The organism is Martelella sp. FLE1502, assembly GCF_053484255.1.
In genome coordinates this window covers 80845-104952 of the sequence record NZ_JBAKFQ010000007.1, presented here as the reverse complement: position 1 = coordinate 104952, position 24108 = coordinate 80845, and the positions used below count along the sequence as shown (strand labels likewise).

At 62.5% G+C, this 24108-nt stretch carries 24 protein-coding genes and 1 pseudogene; 16 read left to right on the top strand and 9 right to left on the bottom strand.

What is annotated here, in order from left to right; all coding sequences use genetic code 11:
- The first annotated feature begins 4 nt into the window (after positions 1–4).
- Positions 5–742: a histidine utilization repressor gene (gene hutC / locus V6767_RS08495; RefSeq protein WP_448473067.1), complete on the top strand. Its 738-nt coding sequence runs from the start codon at positions 5–7 to the stop codon at positions 740–742.
- 31 nt (positions 743–773) lie between these two features.
- On the opposite strand, the gene V6767_RS08490 is transcribed toward hutC, so the two are convergent.
- From V6767_RS08490 to mepA, 6 genes are all read right to left on the bottom strand, one after another.
- A complete protein-coding gene (locus V6767_RS08490; protein WP_448473066.1) occupies positions 774–1409 on the bottom strand; it encodes a 2,3-bisphosphoglycerate-dependent phosphoglycerate mutase in 636 nt (211 codons plus the stop codon).
- Positions 1410–1428: 19 nt separating this feature from the next.
- Positions 1429–2250 (bottom strand): 4-hydroxy-tetrahydrodipicolinate reductase, encoded by an 822-nt coding sequence (dapB, locus tag V6767_RS08485; protein WP_448473065.1) that lies wholly within the window; start codon positions 2248–2250, stop codon positions 1429–1431.
- A gap of 67 nt (positions 2251–2317) precedes the next feature.
- Positions 2318–3187: an oxidoreductase gene (locus V6767_RS08480; protein WP_448473064.1), complete on the bottom strand. Its 870-nt coding sequence runs from the start codon at positions 3185–3187 to the stop codon at positions 2318–2320.
- Positions 3188–3357: 170 nt separating this feature from the next.
- Entirely contained in the window at positions 3358–3939 is a 582-nt protein-coding gene (locus V6767_RS08475) for a TetR/AcrR family transcriptional regulator (RefSeq protein ID WP_448473063.1), read from the bottom strand.
- A 105-nt stretch (positions 3940–4044) separates the two neighbouring features.
- The gene (locus V6767_RS08470) at positions 4045–5067 is read right to left on the bottom strand and encodes a glucokinase (RefSeq protein WP_448473062.1); all 1023 of its coding nucleotides are present in this window, start codon (positions 5065–5067) and stop codon (positions 4045–4047) included.
- A 137-nt stretch (positions 5068–5204) separates the two neighbouring features.
- Positions 5205–6221 carry a penicillin-insensitive murein endopeptidase gene (gene mepA / locus V6767_RS08465; RefSeq protein ID WP_448473061.1) on the bottom strand — a complete coding sequence of 339 codons (1017 nt, stop codon included), beginning with the start codon at positions 6219–6221 and terminating at the stop codon, positions 5205–5207.
- Between the two features lie 158 nt (positions 6222–6379).
- Here mepA and V6767_RS08460 point away from each other — a divergent pair, with 158 nt between their 5' ends.
- The 8 genes and pseudogenes from V6767_RS08460 (at position 6380) to urtD (ending at position 17413) form a co-directional block, all read left to right on the top strand.
- The gene (locus tag V6767_RS08460; protein ID WP_448473060.1) at positions 6380–8209 is read left to right on the top strand and encodes an extracellular solute-binding protein; all 1830 of its coding nucleotides are present in this window, start codon (positions 6380–6382) and stop codon (positions 8207–8209) included.
- Positions 8210–8453: 244 nt separating this feature from the next.
- Positions 8454–9551, top strand: coding sequence for a microcin C ABC transporter permease YejB (locus tag V6767_RS08455; protein WP_448473059.1), 1098 nt, complete (start codon positions 8454–8456; stop codon positions 9549–9551).
- 1 nt (position 9552) lies between these two features.
- The gene (locus tag V6767_RS08450; protein ID WP_448427934.1) at positions 9553–10695 is read left to right on the top strand and encodes an ABC transporter permease; all 1143 of its coding nucleotides are present in this window, start codon (positions 9553–9555) and stop codon (positions 10693–10695) included.
- Entirely contained in the window at positions 10692–12311 is a 1620-nt protein-coding gene (locus tag V6767_RS08445; protein WP_448473058.1) for an ABC transporter ATP-binding protein, read from the top strand. The genes V6767_RS08450 and V6767_RS08445 overlap by 4 nt, the downstream gene beginning before the upstream one ends.
- A 147-nt stretch (positions 12312–12458) precedes the next feature.
- Positions 12459–13754, top strand: a complete 1296-nt coding sequence (urtA, locus tag V6767_RS08440) for an urea ABC transporter substrate-binding protein (RefSeq protein WP_448473057.1) — start codon at positions 12459–12461, stop codon at positions 13752–13754.
- A gap of 94 nt (positions 13755–13848) precedes the next feature.
- Positions 13849–15486 (top strand): urea ABC transporter permease subunit UrtB, encoded by a 1638-nt coding sequence (gene urtB / locus V6767_RS08435; protein ID WP_448473056.1) that lies wholly within the window; start codon positions 13849–13851, stop codon positions 15484–15486.
- Positions 15483–16551, top strand: a pseudogene (gene urtC, locus V6767_RS08430) (urea ABC transporter permease subunit UrtC); the annotation flags it as partial. The gene urtB and the pseudogene urtC, both read left to right, overlap by 4 nt.
- Positions 16552–16654: 103 nt before the next feature.
- Positions 16655–17413, top strand: a complete 759-nt coding sequence (gene urtD / locus V6767_RS08425) for an urea ABC transporter ATP-binding protein UrtD (protein WP_448473055.1) — start codon at positions 16655–16657, stop codon at positions 17411–17413.
- Positions 17414–17646: 233 nt separating this feature from the next.
- Here urtD and V6767_RS08420 read toward each other — a convergent pair whose 3' ends face one another.
- Entirely contained in the window at positions 17647–17931 is a 285-nt protein-coding gene (locus V6767_RS08420) for a GIY-YIG nuclease family protein (RefSeq protein ID WP_448473054.1), read from the bottom strand.
- 217 nt (positions 17932–18148) lie between these two features.
- Here V6767_RS08420 and urtE point away from each other — a divergent pair, with 217 nt between their 5' ends.
- The 6 genes from urtE to ureC all read left to right on the top strand — a co-directional run bounded on the left by urtE (position 18149) and on the right by ureC (position 22723).
- Positions 18149–18844 carry an urea ABC transporter ATP-binding subunit UrtE gene (urtE, locus tag V6767_RS08415; protein ID WP_448473053.1) on the top strand — a complete coding sequence of 232 codons (696 nt, stop codon included), beginning with the start codon at positions 18149–18151 and terminating at the stop codon, positions 18842–18844.
- A 315-nt stretch (positions 18845–19159) separates the two neighbouring features.
- Positions 19160–19981 carry an urease accessory protein UreD gene (locus V6767_RS08410; RefSeq protein ID WP_448473137.1) on the top strand — a complete coding sequence of 274 codons (822 nt, stop codon included), beginning with the start codon at positions 19160–19162 and terminating at the stop codon, positions 19979–19981.
- 24 nt (positions 19982–20005) lie between these two features.
- Positions 20006–20308, top strand: a complete 303-nt coding sequence (locus V6767_RS08405; protein WP_448427922.1) for an urease subunit gamma — start codon at positions 20006–20008, stop codon at positions 20306–20308.
- A 13-nt stretch (positions 20309–20321) separates the two neighbouring features.
- Positions 20322–20627: an urease subunit beta gene (locus V6767_RS08400; protein WP_448473052.1), complete on the top strand. Its 306-nt coding sequence runs from the start codon at positions 20322–20324 to the stop codon at positions 20625–20627.
- Between the two features lie 2 nt (positions 20628–20629).
- A complete protein-coding gene (locus V6767_RS08395) occupies positions 20630–20926 on the top strand; it encodes a GFA family protein (RefSeq protein ID WP_448473051.1) in 297 nt (98 codons plus the stop codon).
- 84 nt (positions 20927–21010) lie between these two features.
- Positions 21011–22723 carry an urease subunit alpha gene (gene ureC / locus V6767_RS08390; protein WP_448473050.1) on the top strand — a complete coding sequence of 571 codons (1713 nt, stop codon included), beginning with the start codon at positions 21011–21013 and terminating at the stop codon, positions 22721–22723.
- A 15-nt stretch (positions 22724–22738) separates the two neighbouring features.
- Here the strand turns inward: ureC and V6767_RS08385 are convergent, their stop codons facing one another.
- Positions 22739–23017, bottom strand: a complete 279-nt coding sequence (locus V6767_RS08385) for a helix-turn-helix domain-containing protein (RefSeq protein WP_448473049.1) — start codon at positions 23015–23017, stop codon at positions 22739–22741.
- Positions 22986–23258 carry a BrnT family toxin gene (locus V6767_RS08380; RefSeq protein WP_448473048.1) on the bottom strand — a complete coding sequence of 91 codons (273 nt, stop codon included), beginning with the start codon at positions 23256–23258 and terminating at the stop codon, positions 22986–22988. The genes V6767_RS08385 and V6767_RS08380 overlap by 32 nt, the downstream gene beginning before the upstream one ends.
- Before the next feature lie 182 nt (positions 23259–23440).
- On the opposite strand from V6767_RS08380, the gene V6767_RS08375 reads away from it, so the two are divergent.
- A complete protein-coding gene (locus V6767_RS08375) occupies positions 23441–23980 on the top strand; it encodes a peroxiredoxin (protein WP_018065210.1) in 540 nt (179 codons plus the stop codon).
- Positions 23981–24108: the final 128 nt, after the last annotated feature.

Sequence of the window (24108 nt, the reverse complement as noted above, 5' to 3'; positions counted from 1 at the left end):
GCGCATGGCTGAGGCGAAGGAGAGCCGCCCGCTGGCGCTGCATGCCCGCATCGAACGGGAGGTCGAGGACCGCATTCTCTCCGGCGAATGGCCGCCAGGCACCCGCATTCCCTTCGAGCATGAGCTAACGGCGCATTACGGCTGTTCGCGGATGACGGTCAACAAGGCGCTGTCGCAGCTTGTCAAGAAGGGGCTGATCGAGCGCCGGCGCAAATCGGGCTCCTATGTGCGCCAGCCGGAAGTGCTGGCCGCCGTGATGGAAATCCACCAGCTCGAGCGTGAGGTGCGCGCGCTTGGCCTTGCCTATGCCTTCCGGCTGATCGAGGCCACGGAGCGCAGCGCGGGCGAGGCTGATCGCAAGCGGCTGCTGCTGTCGGCGCCAACGGCGGTGATGCATATCCGCGGCATTCACAGCGCCGGAAGCCGCCCCTTCTGTCTCGAAGATCGGCTGATCAGCCTTGCGGAAGTGCCGCAGGCGCGGGAGGCGGATTTTTCGAGATATCCGCCGGGGTCATGGCTCCTGGAACAGGTGCCGTGGAGTGCGGCCGAACATCGCATCAATGCCGTCGGCGCGGGGCGCGCCGAGGCCGAACTGCTCGATCTGCGCGAAGGCGCGCCCTGCCTGGTGATTGCCCGGCGGACATGGAATGCCAGCGGGTCGATCACCCAGGTCAATCTCACCTATCCCGGCGACATGCACACGCTTGTCGCCGAGTTTTCGCCGTCGGGCCGGGCGGGTTAGCGCCCGACAGGCAGAAAGCGGTGGGCCGCTCTCAGTGCGCGGAGGACATGTCGCCCAGCACGGACTTGTCGGCGACGGTCGAATCCGGCTTCAGCGTGTAGACCATGGGTACGCCCGTTGCCAGGTTGAGCTTCAGGATTTCCTCCTTGCTCATCCTGTCGAGGATCATGATCAGCGCGCGCAGCGAATTTCCATGGGCGGCGACCAGCACCTTCTCGCCTCTGAGAACGCGGGGCAGGATCTCGGTGAGGTAGTAGGGCCACACCCGCGCGCCGGTATCCTTAAGGCTCTCGCCGCCGGGCGGGGGCACGTCGTAGGACCGGCGCCAGATATGGACCTGCTCCTCGCCCCATTTCTTGCGGGCGTCATCCTTGTTGAGGCCGGCGAGATCGCCATAATCGCGCTCGTTGATCGCCTCGTCCCTGATAGTCTCGAGGTCGGGCTGTCCGATCTCGTCGAGAATGATCTGGCAGGTGTTCTGGGCGCGGATGAGGTTCGAGGTGAAGGCGATGTCGAACTTGATCCCGGTTTCGGCCAGCGCCTTGGCGCCGGCAAGGGCCTCGGCTCTGCCCTGATCGGTGAGATCGGGATCCTTCCAGCCGGTGAAAAGGTTCTTCAGGTTCCATTCGCTTTGGCCGTGACGGACCAGAACCAGCGTTCCGCTCATATAATCAGTTCCTTCGTTGCTATTTGGAAAGCCCGAGCACGTCGAGCATGGAATAAAGTCCGGGTTTCTCGCCGCGCGCCCAAAGTGCGGCCTCGACAGCGCCGCGGGCGAAAATGCTGCGGTCGGTGGCCTTGTGGGACAGGCTCACGGTCTCACCCTCGCCGGCAAGAAGCACGGAGTGCTCGCCGACAACGGAGCCGCCGCGCAGCGTCGCAAAGCCGATCGTGCCCTCCTCGCGCGCGCCGGTATGGCCGTCGCGCACCTTCACGGCCTTGTCCTTCAGCGAGATGCCGCGCCCTTCGGCAGCGGCCTCGCCCAGAAGAAGGGCTGTGCCGGACGGCGCATCGACCTTGTGGCGGTGATGCATTTCCAGCACCTCGATATCCCAGCCCCTGGCTGACAGCGCGGCGGCCGCCTGTTTGACCAGCACGCCGAGAAGATTGACGCCGAGGCTCATATTGCCGGATTTGACGATCCGGGCGTGGCGGCTTGCCGCCTTCACCTTTGCCTCGTCCTCCTCCGACATGCCGGTGGTGCCGATAATGTGGACGATGCGGGCCTGGGCGGCCAGTTCCGCATATTCGACGGAAGCGGCGGGTACTGTGAAATCAAGCACGCCGTCTGCATCGACAAAAGCCTTCAGCGGATCGTCGGTGATTGCAACGCCAAGCTCGCCGACGCCGGCAAGCACGCCGGCATCCTTGCCAAGCGCCGGACTGTCGGGCCGGTCGATCGCGGCGTGCAGCACGGCGCCTTCGGTTTCGCAGATGACGCGGATGAGGGTCTGACCCATCCGTCCGCTGGCGCCCACGACGACAAGCTTCATTGCCGGAGAATTCATATGTCTTCCTGGTATTTTCGATTTACGGCGACCCCGCCGCAGGTGAATGCGGCGGGGCAGGCAGACCTTATTGCAAGCGCTCCAGGAAGGAAAGATCGGCATCGGCGAAATCCGTCGAACGCGAGACCGCTTCCCATTCGGCATCGACCTTCAGCCGGTTCTCCGTGGTGCTTGTGACCAGTTCGAAGGCATCGCTGCCAAGGAGGAGATGTGCCGGCAGGTCGGCGCGGGTGGAAAGGTCGACAAGGACGGCCGCGATCTTGTCCGGATCGCCGACCTCGTTGCCGGCCACGGCCTGCAGCATCTCCTCCAGTTTCTGCATGCCCGGCGCGTAATCCTCCATCAGTTCGGGCGTGCCGCCGCCTGCAATTTGGGCCCATTCGGTGCGCATGCCGCCCGGTTCGATGGCAACGCAGTTTATGCCAAATTCATGCACCTCGCTCGCAACCGCTTCGGAAAAGCCGCTGACGGCCCATTTGGAGGCATGATAGGCCGCCATTCCGGGGATCGTCAGGCGTCCGCCCATCGAGGAGATGTTGAAGATGTGGCCAGCGCGCTGACTGCGCATCAGCGGCAGCGCGGCGCGCATCAGGTAGACGACGCCGAAGAAATTGGTTTCGATCTGGGCGCGGAAAATGCCGGGGTCGGCCTGTTCGAACGGCGCGAAATGGCCGAAGCCGGCATTGTTGACCAGCACGTCGAGGCGGCCGAAGTTTTCGATCGCGAAATCGACGGCGGCCTTGGCCTGGGTCTCATCCGAGACATCCAGCTGAAAGGGCTTTACCCGATCGCCGAACGCTTCCACCAGCGGCTGAAGCTGGTCGGGCTTTCGGGCGGTAGCGATGACATTATGGCCGGCTTCGAGAGCGGCGCGTGCGATATTGAGGCCGAGCCCGTGGGCGCTGCCGGTGATGAGCCAGGTCTTGTTGGATGTCATAGTCATTCTCCATTGCTTATTGAGTGAGTAGGCACTCAATTTTTTGAATAAAACAGGCAGTCAAAATGCCTGCGGTGGAACCGGTCTTTGAGACCGGAATTCGATTGAAGTCCCTGTCTTGCCAAAGCGCGGCGGGCTCGTCCTCAAGTCGACTGCATCGTAATTTCGGCTTAGTCAGCTTTTCCTGCGGTCATGCCGTTCCAGAACAAGTCGAACCCGAGCTCGGTATAGTGGCGGTCGCGTTGCGGCTCGGCGGCAATGCACTCGAATGTAACTTCGGCCAGCGCATTGAGGACGAGGGCGGCATAATCGACGGTCACGCCCGCTTGCGCATGGTTGCGGAGCGCCTTCGCCAGGGCCGTCTGGACATCGCCGAACAGCGCGTCCATCTGCTTGCGCCCGGCGGCGGTCAGAAATTCCGATACTTTGAGGCGTTTTATGGCGCGCCATTTCGCCGGGTGAGCGGCGCCGAAGGCGATCATTCGCTCCCATGCATGGCGGATATCTCCGCGCCCGCCATCGCCCGGCATGTCACCAACCGAAAAGGCCGCCGCAAGTTCCTGCTCCAGCTCACTGAGCAGTGCGGCCATGAGCGCGGCCTTGGTTTCGAAATAGACGAACACGGTGCCTTCGGCGACGCCCGCCGCCTTGGCAATGCGCGCGGTCGACACGCCGGTGCCGGTCTCGGCGACCAGCTTTTCGGCGGCCGCGAGGATCGCCTTGCGTTTTTCTTCACTGATGGGGCGTGCCATGTCGCTCGTCTATAATAAGTGAGTAGGCACTCAATATAGCGAGCCGACGAGGCGGCGCAAGGGGCAGCCTCGAGAATTCAGCCGCGTGGCGAGATCGCTCTACGCCTATACCCGCCAGCGGCGGCCGTCGAGGGCGAGGCCGAAGCGGGTGGGGGTGCGGGCGAAGCTGGAAAGGCCGGCAAGCGCTGCCAGCGGATGGGTCACGACATAGGTCGGGATCGCTTCCAGCAGTTTTGTGTGCGGGGCCTTGTCCTCGAAGGCGGCGCGAAATTCCGGCTTTTTCAGCGCCGGCAGGATCTTCTGCGAGATACCGCCGGCGAGATAGACCCCGCCGCGAGCCATGAACACCATCGCCATGTCGCCGGCAAGGCGGCCGAGATAGGTGGCAAACAGCGTGAGGGTTTCGACCGCCTGTGGGTCGGTGCCGTCAAGCCCGTGCTGGCTCACGTCCTTAGGCTCATACGGTTTCGGCGCGATGCCGTCGGCGGCGCAGATGGCATTATAGAGGTTCACCATGCCGCGGCCGCACAGTATCTGCTCGGCGGCCACCCGGCCTTCGATGGTCTTGATGTGCGGAAAGATCTCGTAGTCGCGCGCGGTGCGCGGGCCGACATCGATATGGCCGCCTTCGCCCGGAACCGGAATCCAGCGCTCCTCGGCATGGACGAGGCCCGCGACGCCGAGCCCGGTGCCGGGGCCGAGCACGACGCGCGAGGCCAGCATCTTGTCCGGCCGGTCGCCGATCGGCTCGCGAAACTCGTCGGGCATGTTGGCGATCGCCAGCGCCTGGGCCTCGAAATCATTGATGACGATCACGTCAACGAGGCCGAGATGGGCGATCATGTCGTGTGGCTTCACCACCCAGTCGCAATTGGTCAGCGGGATTTCATCGCCCCGGATCGGGCCGGCGACCGCGAGGATCGCGCTTCTCGGCTGCAGCGAAGACTTGTCCATCACCGCCGCCTGAATCGCGTCGTTGATCGTGGCGAAATCGGCGGTATGCACGATCGGGAAGTCGCGCGGCTCGGCATAGGGATCGACCAGCAGCGAGAACCGGGCATTGGTGCCGCCGATATCGCCGATCAGAATGGGGAAGGCGAGCGGTTGTTCGAGCGGTATTCTGGCCATGGTGTCTCCCCTTGCGATCGGCAAAGCGCTTCTGCTTCTGGCGGTTCCGGACGGTGCGGTGATATCAACGCGAAAGTAAGATCCGCAAGCCGGTTGGCGTTTCCTACATCAGTTCAAACCGCTTTGAAAGGGCCGGTTCACCCTCTCGGCCTTTGCGTCGGCACGGGGCCGATTTCGGGCCATGGCGCCAGCGGCGGCAGCGGGATTGTCGGCGTCAGCGCTGTTTGCGGCAGTTGCGCGGGCTCAGGCGCGTCGAGCACGGCCGTGCAGGCGGCCGGCAGGTCGGACATGATGGTGTAGCTCGGCCGGGTCGGCTTCGGTGGCGGCTTTGCGGGTTTTTCGGGCGGCTTTTCAGGCTTTGCGGGCGCCCAGGGCTCGTCGGAAAGCCACCAGGCAAGGTTCGCGCCGCAGCCGTCGTCTGCCATATCCACCCGGTTCTGCGGATCGCAATCCGGCGAGCCGGGGCGGCAGAACAGGCGGATATGGAAATGGTAGTGATGGCCGTAATAGGGACGCACCTTGGCAAGGTTGGTGCGTTCGCCCTTCCAGTCCTCGCACAGCGCCTTCTTGATGCCGGGATGGACGAAGATGCGCTGCACCTCCGGATAGCTCGCCGCTCGCATGATCAGGCGCTCGTGGGCCGGGGTGAATTTCTCCGGATCGACAAACAGCGTGCCGTCGTTCTTCAGCACGGACTGAGCGGAGATGTCCTCCCGCTCGCGTAGCGTCAGTCGCCGGTCGGGCATCGGGTTCAGCCAGATATCGGCATCGAGTCCCACCTGATGGGAGGCATGGCCGGACAGCATCGGCCCGCCGCGCGGCTGCGAAATATCGCCGACCAGCAGTCCCGGCCAGCCGTCATATTGCGCGGCCTCGCGCGACAGTTTCTTGATCAGCGCGATCGTGTCGGGGTGACCGAAGCGGCGGTTGCGCGAAAGCCGCATGGCCTGCCATGTCGGCCCGTCGATCGGCAGCGCCTCGGCGCCGGCAAGGCAGCCCTTGGAATAAAAGCCTATCGATTGCGGCTTACCGGCGCTCGGCGCGGTTTCCGAGGCGAACAGGACCTTGGCGGGCGGCGGAAAGTCCTCGGCAACGGTGGAAGATGCCGCCATTGCAAGGGCGAGGACCGCGGACATGGTTTTGATCCACCGCATGCTGTTGCTCCCTCCATGCCGCGCGTTCCGGCCGAAACGACAGGCGCAAAACCCGCTGCCACCATGTTTTCACGAAATGGCCACTTGTGCACCCATGCCGATATTTGCTTATTCTTGTTGCTGAAACGAGAAAAGCAAGCACGCAGAAGGCAAAAACCATGTGGATAAAGGCTGCTCGGGCGATCGTGATCGCTGTCGCGGGGCTTTCCGCCCCCGCTGTCCTGGCTGAGGACAATGGCGGCGGCGACTGGCATTATGCCAGCGCGCTGACCGGGAGCCCACAATATGCTCAGGATTTCGCGCATTTCGATTATGCCAATCCGGATGCCCCGAAGGGCGGCGAGTTGAAGCTTTCGGCGACCGGCACGTTCGATTCGCTCAATCCCGTTCCCTATGGCGGCAACAAGGCGATCGGGCTCGGGCTGGTGTTCGAAACGCTGATGACCCCGTCGGAAGACGAGATCAACGCGATGTACGGCCTTCTGGCCGAAGCCTTCCGCTATCCCGAAGACCTGTCCTCGGTCACCTACAGGCTGAATCCGCAAGCGAAATTTTCCGACGGCGAGCCGGTGACGCCGGAAGACGTCGTGTTCTCCTTCGACAGCTTCAAGACGCTGAACGCCCAATATGCCAATTATTACAGCCACGTGACCAGCGCCGAAGCGACCGGTGAGCGCGAGGTGACCTTCCATTTCGACGAGACGGGAAACCGCGAACTGCCGCAGATCGTCGGGCAGCTTCTCGTCCTGCCCAAACACTGGTTCGAGGATGAAAGCGGAACTGTCGTCCACGATATCTCCGCCAGCACGCTGGAGAAGATTGTGGGCTCCGGCCCCTATGTGGTTGATACCGTCAATCCGGGCTCGTCGATCACCTACCGTCTGAATGACGACTATTGGGGCAGGGACCTGAACGTCAATGTCGGGCGCAACAATTTCGGCACGGTGAAATATCTCTATTTCGCCGATCTCGATGTTGCCTTCGAGGCCTTCCGCGCCGGCACGTTCGATTTCTGGGTCGAGACCCGGGCCAAACGCTGGGCGACCGGCTATAATTTCCCGGCGGTCAAGGATGGCGATGTCACCCGCGAGGCGGTGCCTAACCCGCTGCGCACACGCGGCATCATGCAGGCGCTGGTGCCCAACAACCGTCGCGCGCCGTTCGATGACAAGCGCGTGCGCGAGGCGCTGATCTACGCCTTCGATTTCGAGACGATCAACAAGAATCAGTTGAGCGATGCCTATGCGCGCGACAATTCTTTCTGGTTCGGAACCGATCTCGCCTCCACCGGCCTGCCCAAGGGCGAGGAGTTGCAGATCCTCGAGTCCGTGCGCGATCTGGTGCCGCCGGACGTGTTCAACAAGGCCAACAAGCTGCCGGTCGGCGGCACGCAGGAGCAATCGCGCGCCAATCTGCAGAAGGCGTTCGAGCTTTTGCGCGAGGCCGGATTTGAAAGGCAGGGCGGCAAGCTGGTGAACAGCGAGACGGGCGAACCTTTCGCCTTCGAGATCCTGCTCGACAATCCCTCGCTTCAGGTCGTGGTGCTGCCCTATGTCGAAAACCTGCGCAAGCTCGGCATCGACGCCACGGTCCGCGTGGTCGATACGTCGCAATATCAGAACCGGGTGAATGACTTCGACTATGACATGATCTGGGAGCTATGGCCCCAGTCGCTGAGCCCGGGCAACGAGCAGTTCAACTATTGGGGTTCGCAATCGGCCGACCAGCCGGGCTCGGAAAACTATGCCGGCATTTCCGATCCGGGCGTCGACGCGCTGATCCAGAAGATCGTGTTCGCCGATGACCGCGACACGCTGGTCGCCGCCACCAAGGCGCTCGATCGGGTGCTGCTCGCCAATGACTATATAATCCCGCTCTACTATTCGCGCGATTACCGCATCGCCTACTGGGACCGGATCACCCACGGCGAATTCCCCGAATACGGCCTCGACTTCCCCGCCGGCTGGTGGTCGACGGAGGCGGAATGAGGGTGCGGTTTGGCGGCGATGGCGCGGCGGTTATTTTGCGTGGGACTATCCAAGACCTCCAGACAATCTCCCCCCTTGAGGGGGAGATGCCCCGACAGGGGCAGAGAGGGGTGAACCGTTTCGGCAAATTCGGAGCGGGCGGTTTACGCCCATTACCCCTCTCTGTCGCGTTCGCGACATCTCCCCCTCAAGGGGGGAGATTGAGGGGGGCTATGCGGTCAGGCTCTGTCAGAGGACACGCCTGATGGGCTCCTACATCCTCCGTCGCATCCTGTTGATGATACCGACGCTGATCGGGATCATGACGATTTCGTTCATCATCGTCCAGTTCGCGCCGGGCGGGCCGGTGGAACAGGTGATTGCCGAGATCAACGGGCAGGGCGGCGGCGCGGAAAGCCGCATCTCCGGCGGCTCGGATGCCGGCATGTCGATGGACAGTTTCGACAGCGCGTCCTCCTCCAGCTATCGCGGCGCCCAGGGGCTGGACCCCGAACTGATCGCCGATCTCGAGCGCCAGTTCGGCTTCGACAAGCCGCCGCTGACCCGGTATCTGCTGATGATGCGGGATTTCGCGACCTTCAATTTCGGCGAGAGCTTCTTTCGCAATTCCTCCGTCATCGACCTGATCATCGACAAGCTGCCGGTGTCGATCTCGCTTGGCGTGTGGGTGCTGATCCTGTCCTACGGCATTTCGATCCCGCTCGGCATTCGCAAGGCGGTGAAGGACGGTTCGCGCTTCGATGTCTGGACTTCGGGCGTGATCGTGATCGGCTATGCCATTCCGGGCTTCCTGCTCGGCATCCTCCTGATCATCCTGTTCGCGGGCGGCTCGTTCTTCGACTGGTTCCCGCTGCGCGGCCTGGTCTCCGACAATTTCGCGCAACTGCCCTTGTGGCAGAAACCGCTCGACTATTTCTGGCATCTGGCGCTGCCGCTGATCGCGCTGTCGGTGTCGTCGTTTGCCACCACCACGCTTTTGACCAAGAACTCGTTCATCGACGAGATCGGCAAGCAATATGTTGTCACCGCCCGCGCCAAGGGGCTAACCGAGAACAAGGTGCTTTACGGCCACGTGTTCCGCAACGCGATGCTGATCGTGATCGCGGGCTTTCCGGGCTCGTTCATTCTGGCCTTCTTCACCGGCTCGCTACTGATCGAAAACGTGTTCTCGCTCGATGGGCTCGGCCGGCTCGGCTATCTGTCGCTGGTCAATCGCGACTATCCGGTGGTGTTCGCCACGCTCTATATCTTCTCGCTTCTGGGCCTCGTCATCGGGCTCATCTCCGACCTGATCTATACCTGGATCGATCCGCGCATCGACTTCGAAAAGAGGGATGTGTGAGATGAGCGAGCTCGCATCCCCCGATGTGGCGGCAAACGTGCCGAAATCCGGCATCCTGTCGCCGATGAACCTCCGTCGCTGGCAGAATTTCAAGGCGAACCGCCGAGGTTTCTGGTCGCTCTGGATTTTCCTGTTCCTGTTCATCATCAGCCTCGGCGCGGAATTCGTCGCCAACGACAAGCCGCTGATCGCCTCCTATAACGGCGAAATCCTGTTTCCGGTGCTGGTCGATTATCCGGAGGAGAAGTTCGGTGGCTTTCTTGCGGTTACCGATTACCGCTCGGGCTTCATTCGCGACGAGATCGAGGCCAATGGCTGGATGATCTGGCCGCCGGTGCGCTATTCCTATCGCACGATCAACGCCAATGTGCCCTATTCCGCGCCGACGCCGCCCTTCTGGCTGATGAGCAAGGAGGAACGCTGCGCGGGCTATCCGCAGGGCGTGGACGACCCGGCCTGCGTGCTCGGCAACATGAACTGGCTCGGCACGGATGATCTGGCGCGCGACGTTTTGGCGCGGGTGATCTACGGCTTCCGCATCTCGGTGCTGTTCGGCCTGCTGCTCACCGGCTTTTCCGCCGTCATCGGCGTCAGTGCCGGCGCGGTGCAGGGCTATTTCGGCGGCTGGGTCGATCTCTTGATGCAGCGCTTCATCGAGATATGGTCGTCGCTGCCGACGCTCTACATTCTTCTCATCATCGCCGCGATCCTGCCGCCCGGCTTCTGGGTGCTGCTCGGCGTGATGCTGGTGTTCTCCTGGGTCAGCTTCGTGGCCGTGGTGCGCGCGGAATTCTTAAGGGCGCGCAATTTCGAATACGTCCGCGCTGCCCGCGCGCTCGGCGTCGGCAATGGCACGATCATGTTCCGCCATCTGCTGCCCAACGCGATGGTGGCGACGCTGACCTTCGTGCCGTTCATCCTGTCGGGCGCGATCGTGACGCTGACCTCGCTCGATTTCCTGGGCTTCGGCATGCCGCCCGGCTCGCCCTCGCTCGGCGAACTCGTCAATCAGGGCAAGAGCAATCTGCAGGCCCCCTGGCTCGGCATCACCGCCTTCATGACGCTGTCGATCATGCTGTCGCTCTTGGTGTTCGTCGGCGAGGCGGTGCGCGATGCGTTTGATCCGAGGAAGACGTTCCAATGACAAAGACGCCGCTTCTTTCCGTCAAGGACCTTTCCGTCGCCTTCCGCCAGGGTGGGGCGGAGAGCCTTGCCATCGATCGGGTGTCGTTCGACATCATGCCGGGCGAGGTGGTGGCGCTGGTGGGCGAATCGGGCTCCGGCAAATCGGTAACTGCAGCTTCCGTGCTGAGGCTGCTGCCCTATCCGGCGGCCAGCCACCCGAGCGGCGAAATCCTGTTCGAAGGCCGCGATCTGTTGAAGGCCGACGACCGAACGCTGCGGAACGTCCGCGGCGGCGATATCACCCAGATATTCCAGGAGCCGATGACCTCGCTCAACCCGCTCCACACGGTGGAACGGCAGGTCGGCGAAACGCTGGCGCTGCATGGCGGGATGACGGGCGCTGCGGCGCGCAAGCGGATACTGGAGCTCTTGAACGAGGTCGGTATCCGCGAGGCGGAAAAGCGCCTCGGCGCCTTCCCGCACGAGCTTTCCGGCGGCCAGCGCCAGCGCGTGATGATCGCGATGGCGCTCGCCAACCGTCCGAAACTGCTGATCGCGGACGAGCCGACGACCGCCCTTGATGTAACGGTGCAGGCGCAGATATTGAAACTGCTGAAGTCGCTGCAGCGCGATCACGGCATGTCGATGCTGTTCATCACCCATGACCTCGGCATTGTCCGCAAGTTCGCCGATCGCGTCTGCGTGATGACCAAGGGTAAGATCGTCGAACACGGCCCGGTCGCCGAGATATTCGACGATCCGCAGCACGACTACACCAAGCATCTGCTCGCCGCCGAACCGAAGGGCACACCGCCGACGCATGATCCGGCGCGCGAAGTGGTGATGGAGGCGGACAATCTGAAGGTCTGGTTCCCGGTCAAGGTCGGCCTGCTGCGCAAGACCGTCGATCATGTGAAGGCGGTCAACGGCATATCGCTGAAGCTGAGGGCCGGGGAAACGCTCGGCGTCGTCGGCGAGAGCGGGTCGGGAAAGACAACGCTCGGCCTGGCGCTGACGCGGATGATCTCGTCTGAAGGCCGGATCGCCTTTGTCGGCAAGGATATCGACGCCTACAGCTTCAAGGCGATGAAGCCGCTGCGCGAGCAGATGCAGATCGTGTTTCAGGATCCTTACGGCTCGCTATCGCCGCGCATGTCGATCGGCGAGATCATCGCCGAGGGGCTGAAGATCCACGAGCGTGGCCTCTCCGCCACCGAGCGCGAAGCCCGCGTCGGCGCGGCGCTGGAGGAGGTGGGGCTCGACGCCGCCACCCGCTGGCGCTATCCGCATGAGTTCTCCGGCGGTCAGCGCCAGCGCGTCGCGATTGCCCGCGCCATGGTGCTCAAACCCCGCTTCGTGATGCTGGACGAGCCGACCTCGGCGCTCGACATGAGCGTGCAGGCGCAGGTGGTCGACCTGCTCTCCGCGCTGCAGAAGAAGCACAATCTCGCCTATCTGTTCATCAGCCACGACCTGAAAGTGGTGCGCGCGCTGGCAAACGAGATCATCGTCATGCGGCTTGGCGAGGTGGTGGAGCGCGGCCCCGCCAAGGACGTGTTCGAGAACCCGCAGGCAGATTATACGAAGGCCTTGCTGGCCGCCGCCTTCGACATCGAGCCGGTCGAGGCCGACTGACCGCTCCGTCGCCTTTCCCCCTGAACTACGTCAAATGACGTATGTGGGGTTTTCCCGCCCTCAACGATAGTTGGTCGAGGCGCTGCTCCCGCGGCGTCGCGAATTCCAGAAGCCGTTCAGGCGATAGTCGTTGAGGGGAATAAAACGATGAATTTCACAAAGGGATTGACCAGCGCCGCGCTTCTCGCCGCGCTCACCACCGCCGGCATGGGCGGCATGGCCTACGCCCAGGAAGACACGATCAAGGTCGGCATCCTGCATTCGCTGTCGGGCACGATGGCGATTTCGGAAACCACGCTGAAAGACGCGATGCTGATGCTGATCGAACAGCAGAACGAGAAGGGCGGCCTTCTGGGCAAGCAGCTCGAAGCTGTCGTCGTGGACCCGGCGTCCGACTGGCCGCTGTTTGCCGAAAAGGCGCGCGAGCTGATCGAGGGCGACAATGTCGCCGCAGTCTTCGGTTGCTGGACTTCCGTGTCGCGCAAATCGGTGCTGCCGGTGTTCGAGGAACTCGACAACATCCTGTTCTACCCCGTCCAGTATGAGGGCGAGGAAAGCCAGCGCAACGTGTTCTACACGGGTGCCGCGCCCAACCAGCAGGCGATTCCCGCCGTCGATTACCTGATGGAAAATGACGGCGTCGAGCGCTGGGTGCTGGCCGGCACCGACTATGTCTATCCGCGCACCACCAACAAGATCCTCGAAGCCTATCTCAAGGATCACGGCGTTGCCGAAGAAGACATCATGATCAACTACACGCCGTTCGGCTTTTCCGACTGGCAGACGATCGTCTCCGACATCAAGAAGTTCGGTTCCGAAGGCAAGAAGACCGCCGTCGTTTCCACCATCAATGGCGACGCCAACGTGCCGTTCTACAAGGAACTCGCCAATCAGGGCATTTCGGCTTCCGATATCCCGGTCGTCGCCTTCTCGGTGGGCGAGGAAGAGCTTGCCGGTCTCGATACCGGCCCGCTGGTCGGTCATCTGGCCGCCTGGAACTACTTCCAGTCCGTCGATACCGATGCGAATTACGACTTCATCGACGCCTGGCACGCCTTCACCGGCGATGATGCCCGCGTGACCAACGACCCGATGGAAGCCCATTACATCGGCTTCAACATGTGGGTGAAGGCGGTCGAAAAGGCCGGCACCACCGATCCGGATGCCGTGATCGACGCCATGGTCGGCGTTGCGGTGCCCAACCTTTCCGGCGGCTATTCGGCGATGATGCCGAACCACCACATCACCAAGCCAGTGCTGATCGGCGAGATCCAGGACGATGGCCAGTTCGACATCGTCTACGAAACCCCCGGCCTCGTTGCCGGCGATGCATGGTCCGACTATCTGCCGGACTCGAAGAACCTGATTGCCGACTGGCGCGCTCCAATGTCCTGCGGCAACTTCAATGTCGAGACCGGGAAATGCGGCGGCATGTCCGAGTAAACTGAGCTCGACGCCGGGCGCGGTCAATATGATTGCGCCCGGCCAACAGGGGGGCGGCCGGATATTGCGAGGGCCGTCGATAATGGGGGCGCATATGTCCGTTTTCTTCCACAAGCACAGTTTCAGAGCTTTCATTCTAGCAGCCCTTTTCATTCTGACATGTGCGCCCCTTTCTTTTGCTCAGACCGATCTTTCCGGCATGATCGGTCAGTTCGGCACGGTGCGCGGCTTCAGTGAAACCGAAGCGCTGGTGAATGAGCTTGCCGCAACCGGCGACGATGCCGCGATTCCCACGCTGAAAGCCCTTGCCAATGGCGACCTCTACGCCCGCAAGGATGACGGCAAGGTGTTCATCACAAGCAAGGGCTCTTCCAGCCGCAACCTCTTGCTGATCGACCCGTTGACGGGCGAGGAGGCGGGCGAAGCCTCCAAACGCGATCTCGACAAGATCAAGGTCAACAACAATCTCCGCTCAACGATCGATGCCGCGCTCGCCGGCATGACGCTGATGAGCCCGAGGCGCGACACAAGGCTTTCCGCCGCGCAATCGCTGCTGAAGGCGCCGAGCGAGGACAATCTGGTTCTGCTCGAAAAGGCGCTGGAGAAGGAGGAGGATGGCGAAATCGCTGCCGTCCTGTCCCAGGCGCGGGCCGTTTCCATTCTGAATTCCGATCGTAGCCCCGAGGAAAAGGCGAAGGCGATTTCCGACATCGCCGATATCGGCGGTCGCGAGGCGATCTCGATCCTGCTGTCGGCGCGCTCCAGCGTCGGCCCCGAGCTCCAGGACGAGATCGACGCGGCGCAGGCGAAGATCGAAAAGCGCCTGGCCTTTTGGGATCTTGGCCAGAATGTCTGGTATGGCCTGTCGCTCGGCTCGGTGCTGCTTCTGGCGGCGATCGGGCTTGCGATCACCTTCGGCGTCATGGGCGTCATCAACATGGCCCATGGCGAGATGGTGATGATAGGGGCCTATTGCACCTTCATGGTGCAGCAGATTATCCGCACCGCCTATCCGCATCTGTTCGACTGGTCGCTGGCGATTGCGCTCCCGGTCGCCTTCATCGTCACCGCGGCCGTCGGCCTTGTGATCGAGCGCGGCGTGATCCGCTTTCTCTATGGCCGCCCGCTGGAAACGCTGCTGGCCACCTGGGGCGTGTCGCTCATCCTGCAACAGGCGGTGCGCACCATTTTCGGCCCCACCAATCGCGAGGTCGGCAATCCGTCGTGGATGTCCGGTTCCTTCGATCTCGGCGGGCTTATGATCACCTGGTCGAGGCTCTGGATCGTGCTGTTCTCGCTCGCGGTGTTCGCCGCCCTTCTGCTGCTGATGAAGCGCTCGGCCTTCGGGCTGCAGATGCGGGCCGTCACCCAGAACCGGCGCATGGCCGCGTCCATGGGCATCCGCACGCCCTGGGTTGACGCCTTCACCTTCGCGCTTGGTTCGGGCGTTGCCGGCCTTGCCGGCGTAGCGCTGTCGCAGATCGACAACGTCTCGCCCAATCTCGGCCAGTCCTACATCATCGACAGTTTCATGGTCGTGGTCTTCGGCGGCGTCGGCAATCTCTGGGGCACGTTTGTGGGCGCCTTCTCGCTCGGCATCCTCAACAAGTTCCTGGAACCCTATGCGGGCGCGGTGCTCGGCAAGATCCTGGTTCTGGTCTTCATCATCCTGTTCATCCAGAAACGGCCGCGCGGGCTGTTCGCACTCAAGGGAAGGGCGGTGGAAGCATGATCACGGCCTATCTTTTCCGCTCGCTCGACCGCAAGGTCTCGATTGCAATCGTCATCCTCTTCGCCATCGCGTTGCTGGTGCCGTTCGCAAACCTCATCATCCCGGCCGACAGCGCCTTTCATTTGCCGACCTATCTGGTCTCGCTGTTCGGCAAATATCTCTGCTATGCGCTGCTCGCGCTCTCGCTCGATCTGGTCTGGGGTTTCTGCGGCATTCTTTCGCTCGGCCACGGCGCGTTCTTCGCGCTCGGCGGCTATGCGATGGGCATGTATCTGATGCGCCAGATCGGCCCGCGCGGCGTCTATGGCGACCCGATCCTGCCGGATTTCATGGTGTTTTTGAACTATCAATCGCTGCCCTGGTTCTGGCATGGCTTCGACATGTTCTGGTTCGCGATGCTGATGGTGCTGCTCGTCCCCGGCGCGCTTGCCTTCGTGTTCGGCTGGTTCGCCTTCCGCTCGCGCGTCAACGGCGTCTATCTCTCGATCATCACCCAGGCGATGACCTATGCGCTGCTCTTGGCCTTCTTCCGCAACGACATGGGCTTCGGCGGCAATAACGGGCTGACGGATTTCAAGGATATTCTCGGCTTTTCCGTGCAGGCCGATACCACCCGTGCCGCGCTGTTCGCCGCCTCGGCGATCTTCCTCGCCATCGGCCTCTTCATTACGTCGGCGATCGTGCGCTCCAAGGCCGGCAAGGTGCTGGTCGGCGTGCGTGATGCCGAAAGCCGGGTGCGCTTCCTCGGCTACCGCGTGGAGAACTACAAGCTCTTCACCTTTGTCGCTTCCGCCATGATGGCGGGCGTCGCCGGCGCGCTTTACGTGCCGCAGGTGGGCATCATCAATCCCGGCGAATTCGCGCCCGCAAACTCCATTGAAGTGGTGATCTGGACGGCGGTCGGCGGGCGGGCGACACTGATCGGACCGATCATCGGGGCGATCCTCGTCAATGGCGGCAAGACCATCTTCACCGGGCTTTTCCCCGCCTTCTGGCTGTTCGCGCTCGGCGGCCTGTTCGTCGCCGTCACCCTGTTCCTGCCGAAGGGGATTGTCGGAACGCTTGCGCCCCGGTTTTCGAAGAAGCCAGGCCCGGACGCCAAGGATCGGATCGAGCATTCGGAAGAGGCCGAAGCCGGCATTGACGGCATTGCAGAGGAGCCGGCCCGATGAGCCCCCATGAAAAACGCGCCAAAAGCCTGCTCTATCTCGACAATGTCTCTGTGTCGTTCGATGGCTTCAAGGCGCTGAACAGCCTGTCCTTCGTCATCGATCCGGGTGAGCTTCGCGCCGTTATCGGCCCGAACGGGGCCGGCAAGACCACGATGATGGACATCATCACCGGCAAGACCCGGCCGGACGAGGGCGAGGTGTTCTTCTCCGACACGATCGACCTCACCCGCCGCGACGAGGCCGATATCGCCCAGCTCGGCATCGGCCGCAAGTTCCAGAAGCCGACCGTGTTCGAGAGCCATACCGTGTGGGACAATCTGGAACTGGCGCTGAACCGCAGGCGCGGCGTGTTCTCGACCCTGTTCTACAGCCTTACCGGTGCGGACCGCGACCGCATCGAGGAAATCCTCGAGACGATCCGCCTGACCGCGCGTCGCGACGAGCTTGCGGCAAACCTTTCCCACGGCCAGAAGCAGTGGCTGGAGATCGGCATGCTGTTGGCGCAGGAGCCGAAGCTGCTGCTCGTCGACGAACCCGTCGCCGGCATGACCGATGCCGAAACCGTGGAAACCGCCCGCCTGTTGCGCGAGATCGCCAAAACCCGCGCCGTCGTCGTCGTCGAACACGACATGGGCTTCGTCCGCGACCTCGGCGTCAAGGTCACCTGCCTCGCCGAAGGCTCCGTCCTCGCCGAGGGCTCGATCGACTTCGTGTCGAACGACCCGAAGGTGATCGAGAATTATTTGGGGAGGTGAGGATGGCGGACAGTGCGAGCGCGGAGAATTATCGCCTGGATCCTCGGGTCAAGCCCGAGGATGACCCGTGGGGAGGGCGGAGAGCAAGAGCCGCAAACTCTCCGAGGCGGGCTCGCGACCGCCGCCGCTTTCGTGACAGTAGGTCGAGAAAAACGCTCATGCGTCGCAGAATAGACCGCACCCCTCCTCTCGCGTCATCCTCGGGCTTGACCCGAGGATCCAGGCAGTTTCGCTCAGAGGAAGGTTTCGTAAAGATCATCCCAGCCGGGGTTCATTCCACTCACAAGCGCAAGCTTCCACGCCCGATTCCATTGCTTGAGCGCTTTCTCCCGAACGATCGCGCTCCCGATCTCGTAGTGCTCCTCGTACCACACCAGTCTGTTGCAGCCGTAGCGGCCGGTGAAGCCGGGGACGAGACCTTCCCGGTGCTCGTAAATGCGCCGCTCGAGATCACGGGTCACGCCGATGTAAAGCGTTCCGTGCGGCCTGTTGGTAACGATGTAGACATAACCAGCCATAGCGCTTTGCCGGGTTGCCTGGATCCTCGGGTCAAGCCCGAGGATGACACGAGTGGGACGGGGTGGAAAGAGTTTGCTGCCGGAGCGCTCGCCAAAACGTATGTAAATGCGCGCCGTACTCTCCTCCTTTCCGCGTCATCCTCGGGCTTGACCCGAGGATCCAGGCGGTTGGCTTCGGACCGTCGGTATCCATCCCCTTCGAAGAAGGTCCATCCCCATGCTGACCATTGAAAACGTAAACCTCCACTATGGCGCCGCGCAGGCGCTCAGGAATGTCTCGCTGACCGCCGAGATGGGCAAGATCACCTCCGTCTTGGGGCGCAATGGCGTTGGCAAGTCGTCGCTGCTCCGGGCCGTCACCGGGCAGCATCCGATTTCCAGCGGTACGATCGGTTTCGGCGGTGACAAGCTTGATGGGCTGGCACCCTACGCCCGCGCCAAGCGCGGCGTCGGCTATGTGCCGCAGGGGCGGGAAATCTTTCCGTTGCTCACCGTTCGGGAAAATCTCGAAACCGGGTTCGCGCCGTTGCCGCGCGCCGACCGTAACATTCCCGACGAGATTTTCTCGCTGTTTCCGGTGCTGCAGACCATGCTGTCTCGGCGCGGCGGCGATCTGTCCGGCGGTCAGCAGCAACAGCTCGCCATCGGCCGCGCCATGGTAACGCGTCCGCAAATCCTGGTGCTGGACGAGCCGACCGAGGGTATCCAGCCCTCGATCATCAAGGATATCGGTCGCGCCATCCGTTATTTGCGCGACTCAACGGGCATGGCGATCCTGCTGGTCGAGCAATATCTCGATTTCTGCCGGGAACTGGCCGACAAGGTCTATATCATGGACCGCGGCGTGATCGTTCACGAGGGCGCGGCCGAGACGCTCGACACCCCCGAGGCCCGGCGTCACCTCACGGTGTGATGCTTCCATGCGCAAATGAGAAGAATTTGTGCTCTTTTGCGGGAGCGACAGACGCGGTTCCAGCGTTTAACGTTTTATCGGGGCGCGGCGCGGCAGACCGAAGCGTGAAATCTTCCGCCCGGCTCATCGATACGGCACGAAACTTGCGTTTAGCCGATCGACAGCAGCATGATAAAAAGGAAAACCAATGGGCTGGAACCATCAATCGCGCGGGCGGGCCGCAGGATCGGCGCGGGCGCGCGCCGGCGGGCTCAAACACGCTGCGGCGCGTGGGTCAGCGTGCGTTCTGGAGTGGGCATGGACGGCGGGATGGAACTGTTGATGCCGGGCCTCACCACGGGGGCGCAGCGAACATCGGGCACCGGGCGCGTGAGCGCGAAATCGGCCGGCGGCAAGTCGCGCCTCGATGTCTTCTATCAGGAGGGGGCGGCCAAGATCCGCATTCCCGAAAGCTTCGACGGCGCGATGGAGGCGGTGCTGATCAACACTTCCGGCGGGCTGACGGGCGGCGACCGGCTGCAATGGGAACTGGAGGCGGGCGAGGGCACGGCGCTGACGGCCACCACCCAGGCCTGCGAGAAGATCTACCGCTCCGACAGCGGCCCGGCGGCGATCGATACCGAACTCAGGGTCGGCGAAAACGCCCGGCTCGACTGGCTACCGCAGGAAACCATCCTGTTCGATGATGCCTCGCTCAACCGCCGGCTCGATGTCGATCTTGCCGAGACCGCCGAGTTCCTGGCGATCGAGGCTGTGCTTCTGGGCCGCAAGGCGATGGGCGAGGCGGTGCGCTGCGGCAATTTCCGCGATCGCTGGCGGGTGCGCCGTTCGGGCACGCTGATCCACGCCGAGGATGTGCGCATGACCGGCGATATCGAGAACCTGGTGGCGCAGACGGCGGTGCTTGGCGGCGATGTCGCCTTCGCCACGCTGCTTTATTGCGGCCCCCGCGCCGAGGCGTTGATGCCGAAAGTGCGCGAAGCCCTGGGCGAGGCCTCCGCCGGCGCCAGCGAGTGGAACGGCAAGCTCGTCGCCCGCATTGTCGCCGCCGATGGCTATAGTTTGCGAAAAAGCCTGATTCCCGCACTCAAGGTCTTGCGGGACGGGCAGAATCTGCCGAAAGTCTGGCATCTGTGAGTTGCAACGGAATGAGAGAACCGCATGAACCTGACGCCGCGTGAAAAAGACAAACTGCTTGTTTCGATGGCCGCCATGGTCGCAAGGCGGCGGCTGGAGCGCGGGGTGAAGCTGAACTATCCCGAGGCGATCGCGTTGATTTCCGATTTCGTCGTCGAGGGCGCGCGCGACGGCCGGCCCGTTGCCGAACTGATGGAGGCCGGCGCCCATGTCATCACCCGCGAACAGGTGATGGAGGGCGTCCCGGAAATGATCCACGACATCCAGGTGGAAGCGACCTTCCCCGATGGCACCAAGCTGGTGACCGTGCACGAACCGATACGGTGAGGAGGAGACCAACATGATCCCCGGTGAACTGATTACCGCAGACGGCGAGATTGAAATCAATGCCGGTCTGCCGACCGTGACGCTGACCGTTTCCAATACTGGCGACCGGCCGGTGCAGGTCGGCAGCCATTACCACTTCTTAGAAACCAACCCGGGCCTTGCCTTCGAGCGCGACAAGGCGCGCGGCATGCGGCTCGATATTCCCGCCGGCACGGCGGTGCGGTTCGAGCCCGGCCAGACCCGCGATGTCACGCTGGTGCCGTTTGCGGGCAATCGCACGGTTTACGGGTTCCGACAGGATATCATGGGGAAGCTTTGATCATGGCCGTTCAGCATTATCACGGAAGCTGCCAGTGCGGCGCGGTCGACTTCGATGTTGATATCGAACTCGGCCACACCATCACCTGCAATTGCTCGCGCTGCAAGCGGCTCGGCTCGGTGCTGGCCTTTGCGCCGCGCGAAGACTTCACGTTGAACAGCGGCGAGGGCAACCTGACCGAATACCTGTTCAACAAGCACCAGATCCATCACCTGTTCTGCAAGACCTGCGGCATCGAGAGCTTTGCCTATGCCACCGGCCCCGACGGGGCCGAGATGGTCGCGGTCAACGCCAATTGACTCGACGGGGTCGATCCCCGCAGCCTCGCCCCACAGCATTACGACGGCGCGGCCGTATAAATTTTCCGCCCCAGGAGGAACTCCATGCCTTTCAAGATGTCCCGCGCCTCTTATGCGTCCATGTTCGGCCCGACCACCGGCGACAGGGTGCGGCTTGCCGATACCGAGCTTTTCGTCGAGGTCGAGAAGGATTTCACCCATTACGGCGACGAGGTGAAGTTCGGCGGCGGCAAGGTGATCCGCGACGGCATGGGCCAGAGCCAGGCGTCGCGCGCGGAAGGCGCGGTCGACACGGTGATGACCAATGCGCTGATCATCGATCACTGGGGCATCGTGAAAGCCGATATCGGCATCAAGGATGGCCGCATCGCCGGCATCGGTAAGGCTGGCAACCCGGATACGCAGGCCGGCGTCGACATCATCATCGGCCCGGGAACGGAGTCGATCTCGGCCGAAGGCAAGATCGTCACCGCCGGGGGCATGGATGCCCATATCCACTTCATCTGCCCGCAGCAGATCGAGGAAGCATTGATGGCGGGCCTGACCTGCATGCTCGGCGGCGGAACTGGCCCTGCCTACGGCACCTTCGCCACAACCTGCACGCCCGGTCCCTGGCATATCGAGCGGATGATCCAGGCGGCGGATGCGTTTCCGATGAACCTTGCCTTCTCGGGCAAGGGCAACGCCTCGTTGCCGGGCGCGCTGGAAGAACAGGTGCTGGGCGGCGCGGCCGCGCTGAAACTGCACGAGGACTGGGGCACCACTCCGGCCGCCATCGACAATTGCCTTTCGGTGGCCGACAAATACGACGTCCAGGTGATGATCCACACCGACACGCTGAACGAGAGCGGCTTCGTCGAGGACACGGTGAACGCCTTCAAGGGCCGCACCATCCACGCCTTCCACACCGAAGGCGCCGGCGGCGGCCATGCGCCGGATATCATCAAAATCTGCGGTCTCTCCAACGTCATTCCGTCCTCGACCAATCCGACCCGACCCTACACGGTCAACACCATCGCCGAGCATCTCGATATGCTGATGGTCTGCCACCATTTGTCTCCGTCGATCCCGGAGGACATCGCCTTTGCCGAAAGCCGCATCCGCAAGGAGACCATCGCGGCGGAGGATATTCTTCACGATATCGGCGCGTTCTCGATCATTTCATCGGACAGCCAGGCCATGGGCCGCGTTGGCGAGGTGATCATCCGCACCTGGCAGACCGCCGACAAGATGAAGCGCCAGCGCGGCCGCCTGCCGCAGGAAACCGGCGAGAACGACAATTTCCGGGCGAAGCGCTATATCGCCAAATACACGATCAACCCGGCGATCGCCCACGGGCTTTCCCACGAGATCGGCTCGGTCGAGGTGGGCAAGCGTGCCGATCTGGTGATGTGGGACCCGGCGCTGTTCGGCGTCAAACCGGAGATGATCATCGTCGGCGGCACGATCGCGGCCGCCCAGATGGGCGACCCGAACGCCTCGATCCCGACGCCGCAGCCGATGCATTACCGCTATATGTTCGGCGCCTACGGCAAATCGCGCACCAATTCTTCGGTCACTTTCGTGTCGGAAGCCTCGCTCGATGCCGGTCTCGCCCACAAGCTCGGCGTTTCCAAGCAGCTTCTGCCGGTGAAGAATACCCGCGGCGGCATCTCCAAGGCCTCTATGGTGCACAATTCCGCCACGCCGGAGATTTCCGTCGATCCGGAAACCTACGAGGTCCGCGCCGATGGCGAGGTGCTGACCTGCGAACCGGCCGAGGTCCTGCCGATGGCGCAGCGCTATTTCCTGTTCTGAGCGGCGGGGCGTCGTTCAGGCGACGATTTTCGAAACCAGATCCGGGTATTGCGCTATCACGCGGACATAGGCGACGGCGAAGTCAGGTGCGGTGACGCGCGCCTGTTCCCAATCGCGAAGCGTGCCCACGGGAACGCGAAATCTGCTTGCGAATTCCGTTTGCGACAGGCCGAGGGCCGTTCTCGTCCGGCGGATCAGGCGAGCGCGTTGGCCGCGATCTTCCGCTGAAGTGCTTACATCGAAGTCTTCGGCGTCAGTCGGGTCAGCTCTCAAGACGATAGGATCGTTCTTCACCCTTGTTGCTCCTTCTTACCGATATGAAGCGCGGCATATCGTCCCGCCAAACGAATACGCCGGTAAAACAACGCCCGTTGACCATGCCGATTACCTTGAACCGTTCCTCACCATCCATTGGGCGGATCGACGGTATGATCAGGTGCTCCAAATCCTCGAATATACGGTCCCCGAACGAGAGCGGCAGACCGTGTTTTTCCCTGTTGATGGCGTCCTTGGCAGGGTCGAAGCGCTGAACCATGCGACGTTTATACGGAATTCCCGTAATTGCCGCAACTGATATTACTACCCATGCGTCCAGCGCATACCCGCTATGCGTTTACCCTTAATCGGGCTTGCCGGCCTTTGATTCCCGGTCTGGAATCGTTAAATTCGGGCCAAGCTTGAAGCAACAAATTCCCAAGACTGAGCAAGGAGATCACCATGATCGGCCGTAAAGTTCCGAATGTCACCTTCCGCACCCGCGTACGCGATGAAAGCATCGAGGGGCCGAACCCGTTCCGTTGGCAGGACATGACCTCGGACGATTATTTCAAGGGCAAGCGCGTCGTGCTGTTCTCGCTGCCGGGCGCGTTCACGCCGACCTGCTCGACCTACCAGCTTCCCGATTTCGAAAAGCTGTTCCCCGAATTTCAGGCCCAGGGCATCGACGACATCTACTGCATGTCGGTCAATGACGCCTTCGTCATGAACGCCTGGGCCAAGGGCCAGAACCTTGAGCACGTCAAGGTCATTCCGGACGGCTCCGGCGAGTTCACCCGCAAGATGGGCATGCTGGTCAACAAGGACAATCTCGGCTTCGGCATGCGCTCCTGGCGTTATGCCGCCATCATCAATGACGGCGTGGTCGAGCAGTGGTTCGAGGAAGAGGGCTTCTCCGACATGTGCGAGACCGACCCCTACAGCGTGTCCTCGCCGCAGAACATTCTCGAAAATCTGAAGCGCGAAGCCAAAGCCGCCTGAGGCCTTTCGATCCGCTTCGACGGAAAGCAAGGGCGGTCGGTCTACGGCCGCCCTTTTTCTTGCGCCGCGTGTCCCGGATGCCGCGATGCACGCGCTTGCCAAGCGTCGCAATCTTGTTATGAAGGAAG

Coding starts and splice junctions, on each gene's coding strand:
- dapB (WP_448473065.1), bottom strand. CDS start 2,250: ATGAATTCTCCGGCAATGAAGCTTGTCGTCGTGGGCGCCAGCGGACGG.
- V6767_RS08380 (WP_448473048.1), bottom strand. CDS start 23,258: ATGGTTCAGCGCTTCGACCCTGCCAAGGACGCCATCAACAGGGAAAAA.
- urtD (WP_448473055.1), top strand. CDS start 16,655: ATGAGCCCCCATGAAAAACGCGCCAAAAGCCTGCTCTATCTCGACAAT.
- V6767_RS08455 (WP_448473059.1), top strand. CDS start 8,454: ATGGGCTCCTACATCCTCCGTCGCATCCTGTTGATGATACCGACGCTG.
- mepA (WP_448473061.1), bottom strand. CDS start 6,221: ATGCGGTGGATCAAAACCATGTCCGCGGTCCTCGCCCTTGCAATGGCG.
- V6767_RS08460 (WP_448473060.1), top strand. CDS start 6,380: ATGTGGATAAAGGCTGCTCGGGCGATCGTGATCGCTGTCGCGGGGCTT.
- V6767_RS08450 (WP_448427934.1), top strand. CDS start 9,553: ATGAGCGAGCTCGCATCCCCCGATGTGGCGGCAAACGTGCCGAAATCC.
- V6767_RS08400 (WP_448473052.1), top strand. CDS start 20,322: ATGATCCCCGGTGAACTGATTACCGCAGACGGCGAGATTGAAATCAAT.
- V6767_RS08475 (WP_448473063.1), bottom strand. CDS start 3,939: ATGGCACGCCCCATCAGTGAAGAAAAACGCAAGGCGATCCTCGCGGCC.
- ureC (WP_448473050.1), top strand. CDS start 21,011: ATGCCTTTCAAGATGTCCCGCGCCTCTTATGCGTCCATGTTCGGCCCG.
- V6767_RS08470 (WP_448473062.1), bottom strand. CDS start 5,067: ATGGCCAGAATACCGCTCGAACAACCGCTCGCCTTCCCCATTCTGATC.
- V6767_RS08445 (WP_448473058.1), top strand. CDS start 10,692: ATGACAAAGACGCCGCTTCTTTCCGTCAAGGACCTTTCCGTCGCCTTC.
- hutC (WP_448473067.1), top strand. CDS start 5: ATGGCTGAGGCGAAGGAGAGCCGCCCGCTGGCGCTGCATGCCCGCATC.
- V6767_RS08490 (WP_448473066.1), bottom strand. CDS start 1,409: ATGAGCGGAACGCTGGTTCTGGTCCGTCACGGCCAAAGCGAATGGAAC.
- V6767_RS08405 (WP_448427922.1), top strand. CDS start 20,006: ATGAACCTGACGCCGCGTGAAAAAGACAAACTGCTTGTTTCGATGGCC.
- urtA (WP_448473057.1), top strand. CDS start 12,459: ATGAATTTCACAAAGGGATTGACCAGCGCCGCGCTTCTCGCCGCGCTC.
- urtB (WP_448473056.1), top strand. CDS start 13,849: ATGTCCGTTTTCTTCCACAAGCACAGTTTCAGAGCTTTCATTCTAGCA.
- V6767_RS08420 (WP_448473054.1), bottom strand. CDS start 17,931: ATGGCTGGTTATGTCTACATCGTTACCAACAGGCCGCACGGAACGCTT.
- V6767_RS08395 (WP_448473051.1), top strand. CDS start 20,630: ATGGCCGTTCAGCATTATCACGGAAGCTGCCAGTGCGGCGCGGTCGAC.
- V6767_RS08375 (WP_018065210.1), top strand. CDS start 23,441: ATGATCGGCCGTAAAGTTCCGAATGTCACCTTCCGCACCCGCGTACGC.
- urtE (WP_448473053.1), top strand. CDS start 18,149: ATGCTGACCATTGAAAACGTAAACCTCCACTATGGCGCCGCGCAGGCG.
- V6767_RS08480 (WP_448473064.1), bottom strand. CDS start 3,187: ATGACATCCAACAAGACCTGGCTCATCACCGGCAGCGCCCACGGGCTC.